Annotated in this window: 5 protein-coding genes; all 5 read left to right on the top strand. The window is 72.7% G+C overall.

Features of this window, described 5'->3' with window-relative positions:
• Positions 1-257 precede the first annotated feature (257 nt).
• The 5 genes from ACFQ3T_RS17455 to ACFQ3T_RS17435 all read left to right on the top strand — a co-directional run bounded on the left by ACFQ3T_RS17455 (position 258) and on the right by ACFQ3T_RS17435 (position 5,774).
• Positions 258-1,250: an MASE1 domain-containing protein gene (locus tag ACFQ3T_RS17455; RefSeq protein WP_380724332.1), complete on the top strand. Its 993-nt coding sequence runs from the start codon at positions 258-260 to the stop codon at positions 1,248-1,250.
• Positions 1,251-2,324: a lycopene cyclase family protein gene (locus ACFQ3T_RS17450; protein WP_380724331.1), complete on the top strand. Its 1,074-nt coding sequence runs from the start codon at positions 1,251-1,253 to the stop codon at positions 2,322-2,324.
• A 41-nt stretch (positions 2,325-2,365) separates the two neighbouring features.
• Positions 2,366-4,063, top strand: coding sequence for an EAL domain-containing protein (locus ACFQ3T_RS17445; protein WP_380724330.1), 1,698 nt, complete (start codon positions 2,366-2,368; stop codon positions 4,061-4,063).
• 81 nt (positions 4,064-4,144) lie between these two features.
• Positions 4,145-5,284, top strand: a complete 1,140-nt coding sequence (locus tag ACFQ3T_RS17440; RefSeq protein WP_380724329.1) for a carboxylate-amine ligase — start codon at positions 4,145-4,147, stop codon at positions 5,282-5,284.
• Positions 5,285-5,360: 76 nt separating this feature from the next.
• Positions 5,361-5,774 (top strand): CBS domain-containing protein, encoded by a 414-nt coding sequence (locus ACFQ3T_RS17435; protein WP_380724328.1) that lies wholly within the window; start codon positions 5,361-5,363, stop codon positions 5,772-5,774.
• Positions 5,775-5,821 lie beyond the last annotated feature (47 nt).

The raw sequence follows: 5,821 nt of genomic DNA, 5'->3' as shown, positions 1-5,821 counted from the left end.
ATACAATTTACTGGCTATTCGGCACGCTGTTGAGTTCTCAAAGAACACGCGCACACCGCCACTCATCACTGTTTCCAGGTGATTCGTATCCGGGGCTGATGTTCGCCGCGCTCCGTTCCGGTCTCTCTCCGGCCCGTTCCGCGCTGGCAGAGAGAAAGTTACACCCCCTGCCCGCGCAGATACAAATCGGGGGGTCGGTTTCGGCATCTCCGCAGCTAGGCGTGGTGCGGGGCCGTCCGGCGGAGGATGCTGTGCCGGTGCAGCTCCCCCCACGGCTCGGCTGGTACGCGGCGCACCTCCTGGTCGTCGCGGCTTGCTACTACGTCGGCGCACGGCTCGGGCTCCTCCAGGCGTTGGTGAACGACCAGGTGACGCCGTTGTGGCCGCCGACCGGTGTCGCCGTGCTCGCGCTGGTGCTCGGCGGGCTGCGGATGTGGCCGGGCATCGCGGTCGGCGCGTTCGTCGTCAACGCGACGCTGGGCGAGCTCGGGACGACGGTCCTCATCGGCGCGGGCAACACCCTCGCGCCGGTGGCCGCCTACCTGTTGTTGCGGCGGGTGGGCTTCCGGGCGGAGCTGGACCGCACGCGTGACGCGCTCGCGCTCGTGTTCGTCGGGGCGTTCGCGGGCATGGCGGTCAGCGCGACGGTGGGCAGCGGGGCGCTGCTGGCGACGGGCGCGATCACCCGCGGCGACTTCTGGTCGACGTGGACGGTGTGGTGGACCGGCGACGCGCTCGGTGTGCTGGTGTTCGTCCCGCTCGTCCTGGCGTTGCGCACGCTGCGCCGACGTCCGCGTCCCACGCGCCGGTGGTTGGAGGCTGCGGCGCTGGTGGGGAGCACGGCGGTGGTGATGGCGGTGGCGACCACCCACGACCTCCGGCTGATGTACCTGGTGTTCCCGTTCCTCATCTGGGCGGCGCTGCGCTTCCAGCACGCGGGCACGGCGCCGTGCGCGCTGATCGCGGCGACGTTGGCGGCACGGGGCGCGGCGATGGCCTCGGGTCCGTTCGCGGGGCTGGACCTGGTGGTGCGGATGGTGACGTTGCAGGCGTTCAACGGGACGGTGGTGTTGACGGCGCTGCTGTTGTCGGCGGCGATCGCGGAGCGGAACGCGGCGCGGGCGGCGATCGAGCGGACGGTGGCGCAGTTGGCGGACGTGGTGTCGCAGTACCAGCCGCTCCTGCTGGGCGAGGGCGCCGGGCTGCCGCTGAAGCCGCCGGAGGAGCGCGGGAAGTCGGAGGAGCGCTGAATGGACGTGGTCGTCGTCGGTGGCGGGCCGGCGGGGCGGGCGCTGGCGCGGGCGTGTGCCGCGCGGGGGTTGGCGACGACGCTGGTCGACCCGAACCCGGAGCGTCCGTGGCGGGCGACGTACGCGGCGTGGGTGGACGAGTTGCCCGCGGGCGCGCCGATCGCGGTGGCGACGTCGCGGGCGCGGGCGGTGGCCGTCGGCGAGCACCTCATCCCCCGCGGTTACGCGGTGCTGGACAACGAGGGGTTGCGCCGGCTCCCGGACGACGTGCGGGTGGTCGCGGGCCGGGTGGTCGACCGGACCGACGTGACGGCGACGTTGGCCGACGGGCGGGTGTTGCGGGGACGGGTGGTCGACGCGACCGGTGCGGCGGGTGGGCGCGCGGCCCAGACGGCGGTCGGCGTGGTCGTCCCCAAGGTGCGAGCGGCGCCGTTCGTGGGGGACGACGAGGCGTTGATCATGGATTGGCGCAAGCCGCCGGAGGCGACGACGGGCGACCCGACGTTCCTGTACGCGATCCCGGTGTCGGCGGACGCCGTGCTGGTGGAGGAGACGTCCTTGGCGCGCCGGCCGGGGTTGCCGTTGCCGGAACTCCGGCTGCGCCTGCACTCGCGGTTGGCCGCGCACGGCATCCCGGTGCCGGCGGACGAGGAGCGGGTGCGCATCCCGTTGGACGGGCGGGCGCGGGACGGCGCGTTCGGCGCGGCGGCGGGGCTGGTCCACCCGGCGACGGGGTACAGCGTGGCGGTGTCGCTGCGGCGGGCGCCGGTGGTGGCGGACGCGATCGCGGCGGGGCGGCCGGTGGCGCGGTCGGCGTCGGAACGGGCCGTGCACGCGTTGCGGTTGCGCGGTCTCGCCGCGTTGCTCGCACTACCGCCCGACGAGGTTCCGGAATTCTTCCACGAGTTTTTCCAATTGTCCGGCAGACTTCAACACGACTACCTCGGCGGGCACGATGACCTGCGGGGGACGGTCCGGGCGATGCTCCGGCTGTTCGGCTCGGCGCCGTGGCGTATGCGTGCTCGGATGGCATTTCCTGTGCATTCGGCCACAAGTGCGGGAACAACGGGTTAACGACCTCGGCAAAAGAAGATCGACCGGGCACGATCAGGGCCGTGCCCGCCTTGCTGGATGACGTTCGCTTCGCCTTCCAGCCGTTGTTCAACCTCCACACCGGAGGGGTCGTGGCGGTGGAAGCACTGGCCCGGCCGCACGACGGCACCGTGCAGGACCTGCTGCGGATGGCGTTCCGCGCCGGCTACCTGACCAACACCGACGTCGCGCTCGCGTGCCGCGCGGTCCGCCACGCCGCCGAGCACGGCTTGGGCGTGCCGCTGCACGTGAACCTCCTCGCCCTGACGGTCGCCGACAAGCCGGAGCTGATGGCCCCGCTGTACGGCGCGCTGCGCGAGGTCGGGCGCACCCCGGCGGACCTGGTCGTCGAGGTCGGCACGCCGTACTCGCGCGCGCCGCGGCGGCTGCTGGTCAAGGGCATCGAGCGGCTGCGCGAGGACGGGTTCCGGATCGGGCTCGACGGGGTCGGCGAGGGCGACTCGCCGTTGTCCCTGCTGACCGAGGTGCAGCCCGACGTGATCAAGCTGGACCGCGAGGTGGTGGTGGCGCTGCCCACCGACCCCGCGCGGTACGCGCTGGTGCAGGCGTTGCAGCACCTGTGCGAGCACACCGGTTCGCTGGTCGTGGCGGAGGGCGTGGAGACGGAGGCGCAGCTGGCGGCGCTGCGCCGGCTCGGCGTCCGGCTCGCGCAGGGGAACCTGCTGGCGGCGGCGCAACGGCGGCCGAAGGTGGACGCGACGATCTCGGCGGTGCTGAGCGAGGTCAACGACCCCGAGGCGACCACGATGACCGCGCCGTTGCGGCGCAAGGCCGGCCCGAAGGTGACGGACTTCCTGCACCCGGCGACCACGCTGCCCGACTCGGCGACGTCCGAGGAGGTGCGGGACGTGCTGGCGAACCAGCCGACCGTCACCGGCGTGGTGCTGGTGGACGACGACGGCAGGCCGCTGTGGACGGTGGACCGCAACCGGTTCCTGCTGGCCGTCACCGGGCCGTTCGGGCACGCGCTGCACGCCAAGCGGGAGGCGGCGCGGCTGGCGGACAAGCCGAAGGTGATCGGCGCCGACTCGAGCGCGCTGGAGCTGCTGGACGTGGTCGCGCACGCCAACCGCGAGCGCACCAACGACGACCTAGTGGTCGTGGACGACGACGACCGGTGCCTCGGCGTGGTGCGGGTGGCGGACGTGGTGCGCGGCATCGCCGAGATGAAGGTGGAGCAGGCGGCGGCGCTGAGCCCGCTGACCCGCCTGCCGGGCAGCGACTCGATCGCGCGCGAGGTGGACCGGCGCATCCTGGGCGGCGAGCTGTTCGCGGTGGGGTGGCTGGACGTGGACGCGTTCAAGCGCGTCAACGACTCGGCGGGGTTCGCGGCGGGCGACGACCTGATCCGGGAGATCGGGCGGGCGCTCACGGAGGGCGCGACGTCGTACCCCGGTGTGCAGGTCGGGCACGTCGGCGGCGACGACTTCCTGGTGGTGGCCGGGCTGAACGAGATCGTGCCCTACTCCGCCGGTGTGCTGGACGTGCCGTTCGAGGCGGAGGGGCGCGGGGTGACGTTGTCGCTGGCCACGTTGATCTGCGCGGCCGGGACGGTCGGGTCGTACCGGGAGGTGTCCCGGCTGCTGGCGCCGTTGAAGGAGCACGCGAAGTCGCTGCGCGGCACCAGTTGGGTGCTCGGCAGGCCGGGCAGCGACCACGTCGACGTGCTGCGCGGAGGGCCGCACCTGGCGGTAAGTTAAGGAGTTCACCGCAACGATGCGTGTGCGGTGAACGTGATTACTCATAGCATCAGGCTGACTACCCAGCGAAGGGAGTCCCTGGTGAGCGAGGCCACCGCCATACCGCTTCCGCGAACCGTCTCGGACCTGCCGCTCTCGGTGGGGGTCGAGGAGGAGTTCCTGCTGGTCGACGCGGACACCGGCGCTTTGGCGCCGCTCGCGGAGACCGTGCTGCACGGCGTGATGCCACCGGACCGGGCCTCCGGGCCGGGTGGACCGCTGGACCTCCAGCCGGAGATGACCCTCTACCAGGTCGAGAGCGCCACGTCGGTGTGCCGGAGCATGGCCGAGGTGCGCGAGGAGCTGCTGGCGGCGCGGCGCGCGTTGGCGTCGTTGGCGCACGCGCACGGCGCGCGGATCGTGGCTTCCGGCACGCCGGTTCTGGGTGGTGTCCGGCCGCCGCCGCTGGCGTCCGGTGAGCGCTACCGGACCATCGCCGCCGAGTACGGGTCGCTGATCGACGGGCTGACCATCTGCGGCTGCCACGTGCACATCGGCATCCCCGACGAGGAGACCGGCGTGCTGATCAGCAACCACCTGCGGCCGTGGTTGCCGGTGCTGCTGGCGATCAGCGCGAACTCGCCGTTCTCGGAGGGGCGGGACTCCGGGTACGCGAGCTGGCGCTACCTGGCGTGGAGCCCGTGGCCGTCGGCGGGCCCGCCGCCGTGGTTCGGGTCGGTCGAGGACTACCGCCGCGCCACGGGGGCGTTGCGTGCGGCGGGGGCGGCGTTGGACCCGGCGATGGTCTACTGGGACGTGCGGCTGTCGTCCCGCCACCCCACCGTGGAGGTGCGGGTGTGCGACGTGGCGGCGACGGTGGACGAGGCCGTCGTGCTGGCCGCCCTGATCCGGGCGATCGCGGGCACCGCGTTGACCGGTGCGCCGGCGTGGGACGTGCCGGAAGTCGTGCTGCGGACCGCGTTGTGGCGGGCGGCGCGGGACGGGTTGGACGGCGCGGCGCTCGACCCGCGGGCCGGGCGGCTGGTGCCGGCGGTGGACATGGTGCGGGCGTTGGTGGACTGGACGCGGCCCGCGTTGCGGGCGGTCGGGGACGAAGACCTGGTGGTCGACGGCCTCGACCGCGTGCTGCTGGACGGCACGGGCGCGGAGCGGCAGCGGCGGGCGCACCGGCGGCGCGGGTCGCTCGCCGACGTGGTCGAGTTGTTGGTGGCTCAGACGTAGGCCGGGTCTCCTGCCGAGGTGCCGGGAGCGGCCGGCCGGGGCATGCTGGGTGGGAGACCCGACAAGGAGGTTCGGCATGACCACCGCACGGGAGATCATGAACAGCGGTGTCCAGTGCATCAAGGACGACCAGAACCTGCTCGACGCGGCGCGCATGATGCGCGACCTGGGTGTCGGCTCGTTGCCGATCTGCGGCCAGGACGACAAGTTGCACGGGATCATCACCGACCGCGACATCGTGCTGCGCTGCGTGGCCGAGGGCCGCGACCCGGCGGCGATGAAGGCCGGGGAGATGTCCGGGCACCTGCACTGGGTGGACGCGAACGACGACGTGGCGCACGTGCTGCGGACCATGGAGGAGAACCAGATCCGGCGGCTGCCGGTGCTGGAGGACCACAGGCTGGTCGGGATGGTGTCGGAGGCGGATCTCGCGCGGCACTTGGACGACGGCCAGATCGCGGAGTTCGTGGAGCGCGTCTACGCCGGTTGAGGCGGTGTGACGGCTGGGGTGTGACGGCTGGGGTGTGACGGCTGCGG

This window comes from Saccharothrix hoggarensis (genome assembly GCF_042678885.1).
In the GTDB taxonomy this organism is placed as follows: Bacteria; Actinomycetota; Actinomycetes; order Mycobacteriales; family Pseudonocardiaceae; genus Actinosynnema; species Actinosynnema hoggarensis.
This window is presented reverse-complemented; position numbering and strand designations above follow the sequence as displayed.